The sequence below is a fragment of the Pseudomonas entomophila genome, assembly GCF_023277925.1.
Lineage (GTDB): Bacteria > Pseudomonadota > Gammaproteobacteria > Pseudomonadales > Pseudomonadaceae > Aquipseudomonas > Aquipseudomonas entomophila_D.
The window spans coordinates 3841744-3855660 of sequence record NZ_CP063832.1 but is presented as its reverse complement, the minus strand read 5'-3'; the positions used below and the strand labels follow the sequence as shown (position 1 = coordinate 3855660).

Sequence of the window (13917 nt, the reverse complement as noted above, 5' to 3'; positions counted from 1 at the left end):
GTGACCGTGATGTTCAAGCGATTGACCGTAGTTCTGCTCGCCGCCCTTGCCCTGAGTGCCTGTGACCGCGTCGACCCTAACTCGCCGTTGGGCCAGCGCAAGGCCATTTTCAAGGCGATGCTCAAAACCAGTGAAGACATGGGCGGCATGCTGCGTGGCCGCTTGCCGTTCGATGGCGCGAAGTTCGCCGACGGGGCAGCGAAGCTCGATGACCTGGCCCATCAGCCCTGGCAGCATTTCCCGCAAGTGCGTGACGAGGGCGACAGCAGCGCGCGGCCGGAGGTCTGGGAGCGTCAGGCCAGGTTCCAGGATCTGGCCCGTCAGTTGGAGGGTGTTACCGGCGAGTTGGTCGAGGTGACCCGTACCCAGCCGCTGGACGTTGCGCAGATGAAGGCGCCGATGGACAAGGTCGAGGCGGCATGCAAGGCCTGTCATAGCGAGTTTCGCAATCATTGATGTTTAGAAGGGTTGCCCTGTCCTGGGGGCCTCTGTAGGAGCGGCTTTAGCCGCGATGCAGGCATCGCGGTGCCTGGGCACCCGCTTCGCGGGTGATCGCGGCTGAAGCCGCTCCTACAGCGATCGTGCGAGGGTTAGCGTTCGAGCTCGTCCACGGCTTCCTGCAGTTCTTTCTTCGCTTCGGCGAGCTTGTCCTTGCGCTTGTTGATCTTCTCCGCATCGCCTTTCTTCATGGCCTTGTCCAGGTCCTTGGTGCGCTGGTTCACTTCGTGGCGGGCATCGAGCACTTTCTGTTCACGTTCTTTGCGCAAGCCCGCGTCGGTGCAGTGCTCGGTGACTTCGGCGAGGGCTTTCTCGAGACCGGCCTGCTGGTCGCTGTTGCCATGGGCGCGGGCCTGTTCGATCTGCTCGCTGATGGCCTGGCGCTTGGCCGCGCAGCCGGTCAGCGCGGGTTGCTCCTCGGCGGCCAGCGCGGTCTGGGCAGTCAGGCCGAGCAAGGCGGACAGTGCGATGGGCGAGAGCAGTTTCATCAGGGACTCCATTCGAAGGCTGGGCAACGGAAAGCGAAATGCTGCCCTGATCCGAGGAAATTAGAAACCCTCGATTTCATGGGCATGCAGGCGTTGGGCCAAGGCCTGCACCTGCTCATGGGCGAAGAATGCCTGCAATTGCGCGGCGCGACCGGCACCGACACCCGGTTCAGCAAGCCATTGCTCGATGTTTCTGGAGGCCAGGGCGGACCAGTCGGTGCCCGGCGAGAAACCGCTTGGGGCTGGCAGGCCAAGGCCCCGCAGCCAACGCTCGAAAGGTTGCCGGCGCCCGAGGGAGAACGCCTGTAGCAATCGCTCGGCTCGTGTCTGGGCGATACCCGGCACTTCCAGCAGGTCCTCACGGGTCAGCGCCAGCCAATCGCTCAAGGTAGTGACCTTTCCGCTTTCGACCAGTTGGCGCCAGACGCCAGTGCCGACCCCGGCCATGTCCAGCCCCTTGTTGCCGCCCAGCCAGGCCAGGCGGGCGAGAAACTGCTCCTGGCAGGCAGCGCTGGCCTGCCAGCAGCTCAGTAAGTGATGGTCCGCAGGATCCGGCGCGACCACCGCCACGCGCAGCGGGCTGCGATGTACCACGCTGTCCACTCGGGGGATGGTCAGGCCCGCCAGGCTGACCGCGACCTGGTCACCCGGTCGGATATCCAGTCGCGTCCAGCGGGCCAGGGAGCCGAGGCTGACCTGGCTGATCCGCCGGTCATCCAGCTGGATGGGTTCCAGTTGCAAAAGCGGTGTGATTCGCCCAGTCCTGCCGATGCGAAAGTCAATGTTGCGGACCTGCGCCAGGGCTTGGCTGAAGGGATACTTCCAGGCGGCGATCCAGTAAGGGGCCTGGGCTCGCCAGCGCTGTGCCGGTGGTCGGGCATCCTGGCGCAAGATCACGCCGTCAGTGGCGAAGGGCAGGGCAGTCCGGTACCAGTGCTGACGCCAGCGCTGCGCAGCATCGAAACCCTCGATGGCGACACTGAAACGCTGGCTGTCGGCAAACCCCAGGTCGGCCAGGCGTGCCATGCGTTCGGCGTGGGTGTCCGGCCCCATGGGCCAGTCCCAGACAAACAGGCCGATGCTCGCGCCTTGCTCGTCGCTCAGTTGCTTGCGCGCCAGCAATCCGGCGACGATGCCTCGTGCGTTGGCGCTGCCCGCCTCGGCTTGCACGTGGTCGGCGAGGCGCCAGTAGAGCTCGCCCTGAAAAGCGGTGTCCAGCGGTTGCGGCAGATGCCGTACGATGCGACCCAGCCGGGGAATGTGTCGGCTCCAATCATGCCCCAGCACGCCATCACCCCGGCTGAGCAGCTGGGTCAGCTGGCCTTTTCGGTACACCAGCGACACGGCTACGCCATCGACCTTGGGCTGTATCCACATGCCTTGCCGGCCTTCAAGCCAGCGCCGGACCGCAGCCTCGTCGTGCAGCTTGTCGACGCCGGTGTGTGGCACCGGATGAGGGACCTGGCCACGCGCGCTGGCCAGGGGGGCGTCGTTGCTCGCAAGGTCGAAACAGCCTTGCAGGTGCCGAAGGTGCTGGCGGCTCTGGTCGTAGAGTTCGTCCGCTACCAGCGCGACACCTTGGCGATGATAGTGATCATCCCAGTGGGCGAGTGTCTTGAGCAGTTGACCGACTTCGGTCTGGACGCGCGATGCTGGCCAGTCAGGGCACGGCCCATGGTCGGCCTGGGCGAGGATGGGGAGAAACAGCAATGGGATGAGCAGAAGCAGTGGCATGGCCAGCCTCCTTTGCTTGGCGCTTTGGAGTGCTCAGCCTAGGCAGGCGTGGAGGATTCAGCGTTGGTGAAATGTCAGCCGATATGTCACGAAAAAGCCCCCGCCGATTGCTCGGCAGGGGCTTTCGTTTACCGCTGTAGGAAGCTTACAGGCCGGCAGCGTCACGCAGCGCCTGGGCACGGTCAGTGCGCTCCCAGGTGAAGGTGGTGAAGGTGTCGTCGCCGACGGTCTTCTGCTGCGGGGTACGGCCGAAGTGGCCGTAGGCGGCGGTTTCCTGGTACATCGGGTGCAGCAGGTCGAGCATCTTGGTGATGGCGTACGGACGCAGGTCGAAGCACTCGCGCACCAGCTGGACGATCTTGTCGTCGGACACTTTGCCAGTGCCGAAGGTGTTGATCGAGATGGAGGTCGGCTGGGCCACGCCGATGGCGTAAGACACCTGGATCTCGCAGCGCTCGGCCAGGCCGGCGGCGACGATGTTCTTGGCCACGTAGCGACCGGCGTAGGCGGCGGAACGGTCAACCTTGGACGGGTCCTTGCCGGAGAACGCGCCACCACCGTGACGGGCCATGCCGCCGTAGCTGTCGACGATGATCTTGCGCCCGGTCAGGCCGCAGTCGCCCACCGGGCCACCGATGATGAAATTGCCGGTCGGGTTGATGTGGTACTGGGTGCCCTTGTGCAGCAGCTCGGCTGGCAGGGTGTGCTTGACGATCAGCTCCATCACCGCTTCCTGCAGGTCTTTCTGCGACACTTCAGGGTTGTGCTGGGTGGACAGGACCACCGCGTCGATACCCACCACCTTGCCGTTCTCGTAGCGGCAGGTGACCTGGGACTTGGCGTCCGGGCGCAGCCAAGGCAGCAGCTTCGACTTGCGCGCTTCGGCCTGGCGCTCGACCAGGCGGTGCGAGAAGCAGATCGGCGCCGGCATCAGCACGTCGGTCTCGTTGCTGGCGTAACCGAACATCAGGCCCTGGTCGCCGGCACCCTGGTCTTCAGGCTTGGAGCGGTCGACGCCCTGGGCGATGTCCACCGACTGCTTGCCGATGATGTTCATCACGGCGCAGGTGGCGCCGTCGAAGCCGACGTCGGAGCTGTTATAGCCGATGTCGATGATCACTTTGCGCACCAGCTCTTCCAGGTCGACCCAGGCCGAGGTGGTGACTTCGCCGGCGATGATGGCGACACCGGTCTTGACCAGGGTCTCGCAGGCTACGCGGGCGTATTTATCCTGGGCGATGATCGCGTCCAGGACCGCGTCGGAGATCTGGTCGGCGATCTTGTCCGGATGCCCTTCGGACACGGACTCGGAGGTGAAAAGGGAGTATTCGCTCATCTCGATGGGTTCCTGAAATTTACCGATGTTGTGTGTCGCCAGCGGCCCGCTGAAAGTGCCGGACCTGGATCTGGAAACCGTTACGCAAGCCCACATAGAGGCTGTCCCCGGGGGTCAGCCCGGCAGCGTCGGCCCAACGGGCCAGGTCGTCCTGTTCGAAGCCAAGCCACAGGTCGCCGCAGGCTTCGCGCGCCCACCCCTGGTCATGGCTGCACAGCTCGGTGACCAGCAGGCTGCCGCCCGCCTTCACCCGTTTGGCCAGCAGGCGCAAGGCCAGGGCCGGATCGCTGAAATGGTGCAGCACCATGTTCAGCACAACGCAGTCGGCTTCCACATCCGTTGCACCCAGTGCATCGGCCAACTGCAGGTTTACGTTACTCAATTCGTTGCGCTCGCAGACCTGGCGGGCCAGCTCGAGCATGGTCGGGCTGTTGTCCATGGCCGTGACCTGGGCGAAGCGCCGCGCCAGATCGGGCAGGAAACCGCCGTCGCCGGGGCCGACCTCCAGGGCGCTGGCGCCGGCCTCGAAGCTCAGGTTGTCGAGCAGCGCCAGCAGGCTCTCGCGGTACTGCGGCAAGCCGGCGATCAGGTCTTGCTGGGCGCGGAACTTTTCTTCCACGCGCAGGAAGAAGTCCTGGCTGGTGGCCGCGCGGCGTTGCTGGACCTGGGCGATGCGCGCTTGCACATCCTGGGCCAGCGCAAGGTCGTCCACCTCTTCGAGCAGTGCCGTGTGCAGGCGGCCGCCCAGGCGCTGGCTGTCGGGCAGGGCGCGGCGGTAGAAGATCGCGTTGCCTTCGCGGCGTGTCGCGACCAGGTCGGCCTGGGCCAGCACTTTCAGGTGGTGGCTCATGCCTGACTGGCCGATGTCGAAGATCTGCGCCAGTTCCAGCACGCCGAACGAGTCGTTGGCCAGCGCACGCAGCACGTTCAGGCGCAACGGATCGCCGCTGGCCTTGCACAGGGCGGCCAGCGCGTCGTTACGTTGAGGCGTGATGGGGGCATTGACGTTCATGGGGCGGGAGTCTAGACACGCATCGTTACCCTAGCAAGACCAATATCAAAAAGTTTTGATATTGGTCGATGGGCGGAGGATGGGCGCGTGCATGCGAGGCGCCCTCGCAGGCAATCCCGCTGTTTTCCCCCAAATTGCCGAACAAACACAGGAAAAAAGCCCGACTGCGACCATCCGTCATTGCCCCCGGCCCCCGCAGTGGGCGAAAATGGCCGCCTTTTTTCGTTTCACTACTTATTCAAGCCCCAGGAGACTCAGCGATGCCCAGCCGTCGTGAACGTGCCAACGCCATTCGTGCCCTCAGCATGGATGCCGTGCAAAAGGCCAACAGCGGCCACCCAGGTGCCCCCATGGGTATGGCGGATATCGCCGAAGTGCTTTGGCGCGATTACCTGAAGCACAACCCGAGCAACCCCAGCTTCGCCGACCGCGACCGCTTCGTGCTGTCCAACGGCCACGGCTCGATGCTGATCTATTCGCTGCTGCACCTGACCGGCTACGACGTCACCATCGATGACCTCAAATCGTTCCGTCAGCTGCACAGCCGCACCCCGGGCCACCCGGAGTTCGGCTACACCCCAGGCGTGGAGACCACCACCGGCCCGCTGGGCCAGGGTCTGGCCAACGCCGTGGGCTTCGCCCTGGCGGAAAAGGTGCTGGGCGCCCAGTTCAACCGTGAAGGCCATAAAATCGTCGACCACAACACCTACGTGTTCCTCGGCGACGGCTGCATGATGGAAGGCATCTCCCATGAAGTCGCTTCGCTGGCCGGCACCCTGGGCCTGAACAAGCTGGTCGCCTTCTATGACGACAACGGCATTTCCATCGACGGTGAAGTGGAAGGCTGGTTCACCGACGACACGCCGAAGCGCTTCGAGTCGTACAACTGGCTGGTGATCCGTAACGTCAACGGTCACGACGCCGACGAGATCCGCACCGCCATCGAGACCGCGCGCAAGAGCGACCGTCCGACCCTGATCTGCTGCAAGACCATCATCGGTTTCGGCTCGCCGAACAAGCAGGGCAAGGAAGACTGCCACGGTGCGCCGCTGGGCAACGACGAAATCGCCTTGGCCCGCAAAGAGCTGAACTGGAACCACGGGCCGTTCGAAGTGCCTGCCGACATCTATGCCGAGTGGGATGCCAAGCAAGCTGGCGCCCAGGTCGAAGCAGAGTGGAACAAGCGTTTCGATGCCTACGCCGCTGCCTTCCCTGAGCTGGCAGGCGAGCTCAAGCGCCGCCTGAGCGGCGAGCTGCCGGCCGACTTCGCTGAAAAGGCCGCGGCCTACATCGCTGAAGTCGCTGCCAAAGGCGAAACCATCGCCAGCCGCAAGGCCAGCCAGAACACCCTGAACGCCTTCGGCCCGTTGCTGCCGGAGCTGCTGGGCGGCTCGGCCGACCTGGCCGGTTCCAACCTGACCCTGTGGAAAGGTTGCAAGGGCGTCAGCCATGAAGATGCCAACGGCAACTACATGTACTACGGCGTGCGCGAGTTCGGCATGACCGCGATCATGAACGGCGTCGCCCTGCACGGTGGCTTGGTGCCTTACGGCGCGACCTTCCTGATGTTCATGGAATACGCCCGCAACGCGGTGCGCATGTCCGCACTGATGAAGCAACGTGTGATCCATGTCTACACCCACGACTCCATTGGCCTGGGCGAAGACGGCCCGACCCACCAGCCGATCGAGCAGCTGACCAGCCTGCGCAGCACACCTAACCTGGACACCTGGCGCCCGGCCGACGCAGTCGAGTCCGCCGTATCGTGGAAAGCCGCCCTTGAGCGCAAGGACGGCCCTTCGGCGCTGATCTTCTCGCGCCAGAACCTGCAGCATCAGGATCGCAATGCCCAGCAGATCGCCGATATCGCCCGTGGCGGTTACGTCCTCAAGGACTGCGCCGGCGAGCCTGAGCTGATCCTGATCGCCACCGGTTCCGAAGTGGGCCTGGCGGTCCAGGCGTTCGACAAGCTGACCGAGCAGGGCCGCAAGGTTCGCGTCGTGTCGATGCCGAGCACCAGCGTGTTCGACGCTCAGGACGCCGCGTACAAGCAGTCCGTGCTGCCGCTGGAGGTGAGTGCGCGCATCGCCATTGAAGCTGCCCACGCCGACTTCTGGTACAAGTACGTCGGCCTCGAAGGTCGTGTGATCGGCATGACCACCTACGGTGAGTCGGCGCCGGCCAGCGCGCTGTTCGAGGAATTCGGCTTCACCCTGGACAACATCCTGGGTACCGCCGAAGAGCTGCTGGAAGACTGATGCACCTGGGAGGCCCCGTGCCTCCCGTCTGATCGCGGGGCAAGCCCGCTCCCACAGGGTCTTTGCAGTCCCCTGTGGGAGCGGGCTTGCCCCGCGATGGTCGTTCAACGCACTTGTCCCGTGAGTATCGAATGCCCCACCCGCGTCCCTACAAAGTTGCACTCAACGGTTACGGCCGCATCGGCCGCTGTGTCCTGCGCGCGCTGTTTGAGCGGGGGGCGCGGGCCGGCTTCGAGATCGTCGCGCTGAACGACCTGGCCGACCAGGCCAGCCTTGAATACCTGACCCGCTTCGACTCCACCCACGGGCGTTTCCCCGGCGAGGTGAAGGTCGACGGCGACTGTCTGCATATCAATGGCGATTGCGTGAAAGTGCTGCGTAGCGCCACCCCCGAAGGTATCGACTGGGCAGGCCTGGGCATCGACCTGGTGCTGGAGTGCTCCGGTGCCTACAACACCCGAGTCGACGGCCAGCGTTTCATCGACGCCGGCGCCCCCCGGGTGCTGTTCTCCCAGCCCATGGCCAGCGAGGCGGACGTCGATGCCACGGTGGTCTACGGCGTGAACCAGGATTGCCTGACCGGCGGCGAGCTGCTGGTGTCGAACGCCTCCTGCACCACCAACTGCGGTGTGCCGCTGCTGCGTGTGCTGGACCAGGCCTTTGGCATCGAGTACGTGCAGATCACCACCATCCACTCGGCAATGAACGACCAGCCGGTGATCGACGCCTATCACCACGAGGACCTGCGCCGCACCCGTTCGGCGTTCCAGTCGGTGATCCCGGTGTCCACGGGGCTGGCGCGCGGCATCGAGCGCCTGCTGCCGGAACTTGCCGGGCGAATCCAGGCCAAAGCGGTACGTGTACCCACCGTCAACGTGTCGTGCCTGGACATCACCCTGCAGACCTCCCGCGATACCAGCGCCGAGGAAGTCAACCGGGTGCTGCGCGAGGCCGCCCTGGATGGCCCGCTGAAAGGCCTGTTGGCTTACACCGAGCTGCCCCATGCCAGCTGTGATTTCAACCATGACCCGCATTCGGCCATCGTCGATGCCAGCCAGACCCGCGTCTCCGGCCCTCGCCTGGTGAACCTGCTGGCCTGGTTCGACAACGAATGGGGGTTCGCCAACCGTATGCTCGACGTTGCCGAACACTTTCTGCACGTCGTTCACCCAACCCGCTGCAAACAGCCCTGAAGGACTGCATTCATGACCGTGTTGAAGATGACCGACCTCGACCTGCAAGGTAAGCGCGTACTGATCCGCGAAGACCTCAACGTGCCTGTGAAGGACGGTGTGGTAACCAGCGACGCGCGTATCCTGGCAGCGCTGCCGACCATCAAGCTGGCCCTGGAAAAGGGCGCGGCGGTGATGGTCTGCTCGCACTTGGGCCGCCCGACCGAAGGTGAGTTCTCCGAAGAGAACAGCCTGAAGCCGGTCGCCGACTACCTGAGCAAGGCCCTGGGCCGCGAAGTACCGCTGGTCGCCAACTACCTCGACGGCGTCGAAGTAAAAACGGGTGACCTGGTGCTGTTCGAGAACGTGCGCTTCAACAAGGGCGAGAAGAAGAACGCCGACGAGCTGGCGCAGAAGTACGCCGCCCTGTGCGACGTGTTCGTCATGGACGCCTTCGGCACTGCCCACCGCGCCGAGGGTTCCACCCACGGTGTTGCCAAGTTCGCCAAGGTCGCGGCTGCTGGCCCGCTGCTGGCCGCCGAGCTGGACGCTCTGGGCAAGGCCCTGAAAGCCCCGGCCAAGCCGATGGCCGCCATCGTCGCCGGCTCCAAGGTTTCCACCAAGCTGGACGTGCTGAACAGCCTGAGCACCGTGTGCGATCAACTGATCGTCGGTGGCGGCATCGCCAACACCTTCCTCGCCGCCGCCGGTCACCCGGTCGGCAAGTCGCTGTACGAGCCTGACCTGGTCGAGACCGCCAAGGCCATCGCCGCCAAGGTCAGCGTGCCGCTGCCGGTGGACGTGGTGGTTGCCAAGGCATTCGCCGAAGACGCCGAAGCTACTGTGAAGGCCATCGCCGACGTGGCTGGCGACGATATGATCCTGGACATCGGTCCAAAGACCGCCGAGCAGTTCGCCGAGTTGCTGAAGACCTCGAAGACTATCCTGTGGAACGGTCCGGTCGGCGTGTTCGAGTTCGACCAGTTCGGCAATGGCACGAAGGTGCTGGCCAAGGCCATCGCCGACAGCGCCGCGTTCTCCATCGCCGGTGGCGGTGACACCCTGGCGGCCATCGACAAGTATGGCGTTGGTGCCGACATCTCCTACATTTCTACCGGTGGTGGCGCGTTCCTCGAGTTCGTCGAGGGCAAGGTCCTGCCAGCGGTGGCAATCCTGGAAGAGCGGGCCAAGGCCTGATTTTGACGGCGCCTGGCAAAGGGAGCGACCTGATGGTCAAGCAATTGCCTGTGATGATCGTGGCCGTGTTGCTGGGCGCCTGCGCCAGCACCAAAGGCAGCGACGCAGACCCGGCGCAGCCACCCAAGGGCGGCTGCTACCAGTCCCAGTGGCAGGCGGAGACAGCGCCGGTGATCAACAAGCGCCTGGGCCCGGACGGCCTGGAAAAGTACGACGACGAACACCAGCGCAAGTCGGCGGGCTGCCCTTGATCGGGCGGCCGGCAACCTGAGCCGGGTTTTGTGGTCTTGGACATTGGGGCTGCAAAGCAGCCCCTGAAGAGGTTTTAGGATGAAAGCGCTTCTGGCCGCGTTGGCCCTGGCGACCCTGGCAGGCTGCTCGATGCTGCAACCTGCCCAACCCGCCCCGGCGGACAACTGGACCCGCTGGGTCTGCGACAGCCAGGCCGAAGTGCTGTGGCGTTTCGTCGACGCTAAACAGGATGCGGTCGACGTACGCCTCGGCGGCGGCGACCAGGTCTACCGGCTCAAGTCCGAACCGGGCGCCTCGGGCGCGCTGTACAGCGATGGCGTGCTGGCCCTGCACACCAAAGGCAATGAAGGCCTGGTGTACTGGGTGGCGACCAACGATCTAATTGGGCGGGGCTGCAAGGCACCGTGACTGGCCGGGCCGCATGGATGGCCCACACTACTTGAACAGCAACCGCCCCTGCGGCAGGCTTGCACGAAACAACGACGCTTGTCGGGAGAGAGATACACAATGGCACTCATTAGCATGCGCCAGATGCTGGACCACGCCGCCGAGTTCGGTTACGGCGTTCCGGCTTTCAACGTCAACAACCTCGAGCAGATGCGCGCCATCATGGAAGCCGCCGACAAGACCGACTCTCCGGTCATCGTCCAGGCCTCCGCCGGTGCCCGCAAGTACGCCGGTGCCCCATTCCTGCGCCACCTGATCCTGGCGGCCATCGAAGAGTTCCCGCACATCCCGGTGTGCATGCACCAGGACCACGGCACCAGCCCTGACGTGTGCCAGCGCTCGATCCAGCTGGGCTTCAGCTCGGTGATGATGGACGGCTCGCTGGGCGAAGACGGCAAGACCCCGACCGAATACGAGTACAACGTTCGCGTCACCCAGCAGACCGTTGCCATGGCGCACGCCTGCGGTGTTTCGGTAGAGGGTGAGCTGGGTTGCCTGGGTTCGCTGGAAACCGGCATGGCCGGTGAAGAAGACGGCATCGGCGCCGAAGGCGTGCTGGACCACAGCCAGATGCTGACCGACCCGGAAGAAGCCGCCGACTTCGTCAAGAAGACTCAGGTGGACGCCCTGGCCATCGCCATCGGCACCAGCCACGGCGCCTACAAGTTCACCAAGCCACCGACCGGCGACGTGCTGGCGATCGACCGCATCAAGGAAATCCACAAGCGCATCCCCAACACCCACCTGGTGATGCACGGCTCGTCCTCGGTGCCGCAAGAGTGGCTGGCGATCATCAACCAGTACGGTGGCGACATCAAAGAGACCTACGGCGTACCGGTCGAAGAAATCGTCGAAGGTATCAAGTACGGTGTCCGCAAGGTCAACATCGACACCGACCTGCGCCTGGCTTCCACCGGCGCCATGCGTCGCCTGATGGCGCAGAACCCGAGCGAGTTCGACCCACGCAAGTTCTTCGGTGAAACCGTCAAGGCCATGCGTGACGTGTGCATCGCCCGCTACGAAGCTTTCGGCACCGCCGGCAACGCCTCGAAGATCAAGCCGATCTCCCTGGAAGGCATGTTCCAGCGCTACGCCAAGGGCGAGCTGGCCGCCAAGATCAACTGATCCGGCGCCGCTTCAGCAAAGAACCCGCAGCGATGCGGGTTTTTTGTACCCGCTGATCGTGGCGGTCTTTTTCACAGTGTGAGCGTCCGTGCGTCGCTCGCGCCGTGCTGATACCGTTAGTCGGCTAACATCACTTCGGATGGCTTATCGCCATCTGCACGCGTTGCGTCTTCGGTCGCCGAGTCTAGAGTAAAGATCGGATCCAATGGCTCGTCGTAATCGGCCTAACAAGAGAAGCAGCATGGATGTCGCTCACACTCAACCACCGGACAATCGCTCGGTTCTGCTCGTCGTAGACGATTATCCGGAGAATCTCATCAGCATGCGGGCCTTGCTGTCCCGCCAGGACTGGCAGGTACTGACCGCCAGCTCAGGGATGGAAGCCCTGAGTGCCTTGCTGGAAAACGAAGTCGACCTCGTGCTGCTCGATGTGCAGATGCCCGAGATGGACGGTTTCGAAGTCGCCCGGCTGATGCGTGGCAGCCAACGCACCCGGTTGACACCGATCATTTTCCTCACCGCCAATGAACAGTCCGAGGCCGCAGTGCTCAAGGGCTATGCCAATGGCGCGGTGGACTACCTGTTCAAACCGTTCGACCCGCAGATCCTTAAGCCGAAAGTCCAGGCGTTGCTCGAGCAACAGCGCAACCGGCGCATGCTGCAAAGCCTGACCCGTGAGCTGGAGTCGGCCCGTGCCTTCAATGCCTCGATCCTGGAGAACGCCGCCGAAGGCATCCTGGTGGTGGACGAGTCGGGCACCATCAATTTCGCCAACCCGGCCATTTCGCGCCTGCTCGAAACACCGGGGGAGAAGCTGCAGGGCGCACATGTGCTGGATCTGCTGCAATTGCCATGCGCCAACCTGTGGCATGAGTCGGACTTCTACCAGGCGTACCTCAAGCGCCAGATCTTCCGGGTCCACGATGCCCAGTTGCGCACGGTCAGCGGCCAGCTGATACCCGTGGCGCTGTCCTGCGCGCCGCTGCCCGCCGAGCAGCGGGCCATGGTGGTGACCGTGCTGGACATGTCGGTGGTGCGCAGCCTGCACCAGCAGCTGGAGTACCAGGCGGTCACCGACCCGTTGAGCGGTCTGCTCAACCGTCGCGGTTTCTACCAGGCCGCCGAGGGCGCGCTGATGCGCAACGAACGCTCCGACAAAACCCGCGCCCTGATGTACATGGACCTTGACGGTTTCAAGCGGATCAACGACCTGCTCGGGCATGAAGCCGGGGACAAGGTATTGCGCTGGGTCGCCGAGCAGCTCAAGGAGTGCCTGGGCAGCGAGGCGTTGCTCGCGCGCATGGGCGGGGACGAGTTCACCGCGCTGTTCGATGGCTTGCCCTACCCGGAGCAAGCCGGGCGTTACGCCGAGAAACTGCTCGAGCGGATGTCCAGCTTCCAGCAACTGGATGGTTTGGAGGTCAGTCTCGGTGTGAGCATCGGTATCGCCACCTACCCGGACTGCGGTGCCAATGTCGAAGGTCTGCTGCGCGCGGCCGACGCGGCCATGTATGCGGCCAAGCAGGCCGGGCGCCAGCAGTATCGTTTCTATGACGAAGAGCTCAACGGCCGCGCCCGTTCGCGATTGATGCTTGAAGACAGTGTGCGCGAGGCCATCGAGCAGAACGATTTCACCCTGGTCTACCAGCCCCAGGTGGCCTTTGCCGATGGCCGTCTGCGTGGCTTCGAGGCCCTGCTGCGCTGGCAGCACCCGAGTGTCGGCGATGTGCCGCCTGGGTTGTTCATCCCGCTGCTGGAAGAGGCGCGGTTGATCAACAGCCTGGCCAGCTGGATCTACCGCAAGGGCGCCGCGCAGCGCCGGGAGTGGGGCGAGCGCTTCGGTTCGCAGCTGGTCCTGGGGGTCAGCCTCAGCCGGGCACAGTTCGCCATGCCTGGCCTGGCTGACGAGCTGGCGCGGGTACTCGACGAGCATGGTCTGCAGCCGGCCCAGCTGGAAGTGGAGGTGGCCGAAACTTCGCTGATGTACAACATCGACGCCGCCGTGAAGCAGGTGCATCGTCTGCGCGAGTTGGGCATTCGTGTAGCGCTGGATGATTTTGGTGCTGGCGACTGCTCGTTGCGCATGTTGCGCGACCTGCCCATCGACACGTTGAAAATCGATCGTCACCTGGTGGCGCGGCTGCCGGACTCGGCGGCGGACATCGCCATGGCCCGCAGTGTCATCGGCCTTTGCGCCGACTATGGCATCACGGTGATTGCCGAGGGTGTGGAAACCAAGGCCCAGGCCGACTGGCTCAAGGGCAGCGGTTGCACCTATGTGCAGGGCTTCCTGGTCGCCCGCCCGATGACCGCCAGCGATGCCAGTGGCTTTCCGCCGATTTTCCCCTGGGCCCCGTGATTGGCTACACTCGCGTCTTCCCAGCCCGACCCACCCGCC

Annotated in this window: 12 protein-coding genes; 8 read left to right on the top strand and 4 right to left on the bottom strand. The window is 64.2% G+C overall.

Annotation, left to right across the window (positions count from 1 at the left end; genetic code table 11):
• The first annotated feature begins 9 nt into the window (after positions 1-9).
• Complete coding sequence (locus IM733_RS17050) at positions 10-456, top strand: c-type cytochrome (RefSeq protein ID WP_248917716.1); 447 nt, start codon at positions 10-12, stop codon at positions 454-456.
• A 134-nt stretch (positions 457-590) separates the two neighbouring features.
• Here IM733_RS17050 and IM733_RS17045 read toward each other — a convergent pair whose 3' ends face one another.
• From IM733_RS17045 to IM733_RS17030, 4 genes are all read right to left on the bottom strand, one after another.
• Positions 591-986: a DUF1090 domain-containing protein gene (locus tag IM733_RS17045; protein WP_248917715.1), complete on the bottom strand. Its 396-nt coding sequence runs from the start codon at positions 984-986 to the stop codon at positions 591-593.
• A gap of 60 nt (positions 987-1046) precedes the next feature.
• The gene (gene ligB / locus IM733_RS17040) at positions 1047-2720 is read right to left on the bottom strand and encodes an NAD-dependent DNA ligase LigB (RefSeq protein ID WP_248917714.1); all 1674 of its coding nucleotides are present in this window, start codon (positions 2718-2720) and stop codon (positions 1047-1049) included.
• Between the two features lie 145 nt (positions 2721-2865).
• A complete protein-coding gene (gene metK / locus IM733_RS17035) occupies positions 2866-4056 on the bottom strand; it encodes a methionine adenosyltransferase (protein WP_248917713.1) in 1191 nt (396 codons plus the stop codon).
• Positions 4057-4075: 19 nt separating this feature from the next.
• A complete protein-coding gene (locus IM733_RS17030) occupies positions 4076-5068 on the bottom strand; it encodes an ArsR/SmtB family transcription factor (protein ID WP_240066973.1) in 993 nt (330 codons plus the stop codon).
• Positions 5069-5328: 260 nt separating this feature from the next.
• Between IM733_RS17030 and tkt the strand changes: the two genes are divergently transcribed.
• From tkt to IM733_RS16995, 7 genes are all read left to right on the top strand, one after another.
• Positions 5329-7326 (top strand): transketolase, encoded by a 1998-nt coding sequence (tkt, locus tag IM733_RS17025; protein WP_248917712.1) that lies wholly within the window; start codon positions 5329-5331, stop codon positions 7324-7326.
• 131 nt (positions 7327-7457) lie between these two features.
• Positions 7458-8519 (top strand): erythrose-4-phosphate dehydrogenase, encoded by a 1062-nt coding sequence (gene epd / locus IM733_RS17020; protein WP_248917711.1) that lies wholly within the window; start codon positions 7458-7460, stop codon positions 8517-8519.
• A gap of 12 nt (positions 8520-8531) precedes the next feature.
• The gene (locus IM733_RS17015; RefSeq protein ID WP_248917710.1) at positions 8532-9695 is read left to right on the top strand and encodes a phosphoglycerate kinase; all 1164 of its coding nucleotides are present in this window, start codon (positions 8532-8534) and stop codon (positions 9693-9695) included.
• On the top strand, positions 9695-9946 hold the full coding sequence (locus IM733_RS17010) for a hypothetical protein (RefSeq protein ID WP_432760432.1): 252 nt from the start codon (positions 9695-9697) through the stop codon (positions 9944-9946). The genes IM733_RS17015 and IM733_RS17010 overlap by 1 nt, the downstream gene beginning before the upstream one ends.
• A gap of 79 nt (positions 9947-10025) precedes the next feature.
• Positions 10026-10355, top strand: a complete 330-nt coding sequence (locus tag IM733_RS17005) for an MliC family protein (protein ID WP_248917708.1) — start codon at positions 10026-10028, stop codon at positions 10353-10355.
• A 99-nt stretch (positions 10356-10454) separates the two neighbouring features.
• Positions 10455-11519, top strand: coding sequence for a class II fructose-bisphosphate aldolase (fba, locus tag IM733_RS17000; RefSeq protein WP_011536013.1), 1065 nt, complete (start codon positions 10455-10457; stop codon positions 11517-11519).
• A 241-nt stretch (positions 11520-11760) separates the two neighbouring features.
• Positions 11761-13878, top strand: a complete 2118-nt coding sequence (locus IM733_RS16995) for a putative bifunctional diguanylate cyclase/phosphodiesterase (RefSeq protein ID WP_248917707.1) — start codon at positions 11761-11763, stop codon at positions 13876-13878.
• Positions 13879-13917 lie beyond the last annotated feature (39 nt).

Coding starts and splice junctions, on each gene's coding strand:
- ligB (WP_248917714.1), bottom strand. CDS start 2,720: ATGCCACTGCTTCTGCTCATCCCATTGCTGTTTCTCCCCATCCTCGCC.
- tkt (WP_248917712.1), top strand. CDS start 5,329: ATGCCCAGCCGTCGTGAACGTGCCAACGCCATTCGTGCCCTCAGCATG.
- metK (WP_248917713.1), bottom strand. CDS start 4,056: ATGAGCGAATACTCCCTTTTCACCTCCGAGTCCGTGTCCGAAGGGCAT.
- IM733_RS17015 (WP_248917710.1), top strand. CDS start 8,532: ATGACCGTGTTGAAGATGACCGACCTCGACCTGCAAGGTAAGCGCGTA.
- IM733_RS17030 (WP_240066973.1), bottom strand. CDS start 5,068: ATGAACGTCAATGCCCCCATCACGCCTCAACGTAACGACGCGCTGGCC.
- epd (WP_248917711.1), top strand. CDS start 7,458: ATGCCCCACCCGCGTCCCTACAAAGTTGCACTCAACGGTTACGGCCGC.
- IM733_RS17045 (WP_248917715.1), bottom strand. CDS start 986: ATGAAACTGCTCTCGCCCATCGCACTGTCCGCCTTGCTCGGCCTGACT.
- IM733_RS17050 (WP_248917716.1), top strand. CDS start 10: ATGTTCAAGCGATTGACCGTAGTTCTGCTCGCCGCCCTTGCCCTGAGT.
- IM733_RS17005 (WP_248917708.1), top strand. CDS start 10,026: ATGAAAGCGCTTCTGGCCGCGTTGGCCCTGGCGACCCTGGCAGGCTGC.
- IM733_RS16995 (WP_248917707.1), top strand. CDS start 11,761: ATGGATGTCGCTCACACTCAACCACCGGACAATCGCTCGGTTCTGCTC.
- fba (WP_011536013.1), top strand. CDS start 10,455: ATGGCACTCATTAGCATGCGCCAGATGCTGGACCACGCCGCCGAGTTC.